Below are 1,286 nucleotides of genomic sequence, written 5' to 3' on the forward strand. Positions count from 1 at the left end.
TGGCGTGTCCCCCGTGAACCGGTCCGGTTGGTTCTAGAGTCCTGATTGCCCTGATGAGGGCGGAGAAGGGACGATAGGGAGCATGGCGGGACGTAAGCGTCACTCGGCGGAGGACATCGTGCGCAAGCTGCGCCGGGCCGACGAGTTGGCCGCAGAAGGCAAGACCGGCGAGGAGATCGCCGCCGACCTCGAGGTGTCGGCGGCCACCTTGTACAACTGGCGCCGCCAGTACGGCGGCATGGACGGCGACGCCGCCAAGGAACTCAAAGAACTGCGAGACCAGAACAGTCGGCTGAAGCGGCTCCTGGCCGACGCAGAGTTGGAGAAGGACGCGCTGCGGGAGATCGCCAAGGGAAAATTCTGAGCCCAACCGCTAAGCGCGCCGCCATCGACATGCTCAAAGACGTGATGAGCATGTCAGAACGTAAGGCGTGCAAGGTTGTTGGGCTCGCCCGCTCAGCCTATCGGCAGTTGCCGCAAGCCCAAACACCTGCCGATCCCGACGCCGACCTGCGTGAGCAGCTACGGACCTACGCCCGCAAGAACCCACGACACGGGTTCCGCCGGGCCTGGGCGTGGTTGCGTTTCGACGAGGGCGACTCCGTCAACAAGAAGAGGGTGCACCGGTTATGGAAGGAGGAAGGATTACAGGTACGCCGGGCGCCTCGACGCAAACGAGCCGGCCAATCGTCGGTGCCGGTCGTGGTTGCCGACGCACCGAAGGTGGTGTGGGCATTGGACTTTCAGTTCGACTCCACCGACGGCGGGCACAAGATCAAGATCGCGTCCATGGTCGATGAACACACCCGCATGTCGCTGCTAAACATCGTGGACCGCTCGATCACCGCGGAGCGGTTGATCGAGGAGTTGGAGAAGGTCTTCGCGATCTGGGGTGGCCCGCCGATGGTGCTGCGTATGGATAACGGGCCTGAGTTCATCTCAGAGGCCTTGCGCGCATTCTGTGCAGGGTCGGTGGGGATTTCCTACATTCCGCCCGGCACGCCGTGGAACAACGGGTTCATCGAGTCGTTCAACAACCGGTTGCGCGACGAATGCTTGAACCGCAACTGTTGGCCGACGTTGCTGGAAGCCCGTGTGGTCATCGGCGACTTCAAGGACGACCACAACCACCGCCATCGCCACTCAGCGCTGGGCTACCAGACCCCTGCCGAGTACGCTGCCGGATGCACCCACCGGCATCACCCCGTGGGCTGTGAGTTCGACTGATCAACTGCAAGTAGGAACTGGCTCTAGAACTGACTGGGCCGGTTATCGGGGACCTGCCA

At 62.8% G+C, this 1,286-nt stretch carries 1 protein-coding gene; it reads left to right on the plus strand.

Translation table 11 applies throughout. The features are described 5' to 3' along the window. Positions 1-82 precede the first annotated feature (82 nt). Positions 83-1,227, plus strand: a protein-coding gene (locus AAFP30_RS28770) for an IS3 family transposase (RefSeq protein WP_419233482.1) whose coding sequence is annotated in 2 segments (ribosomal slippage) — positions 83-350 and positions 350-1,227 — 1,146 coding nt in all. Because the reading frame shifts where the segments join, the coding sequence is not laid out codon by codon here. The last annotated feature ends 59 nt before the right edge of the window (positions 1,228-1,286 follow it).

Source organism: Gordonia sp. CPCC 205515 (genome assembly GCF_048537925.1).
Lineage (GTDB): Bacteria > Actinomycetota > Actinomycetes > Mycobacteriales > Mycobacteriaceae > Gordonia.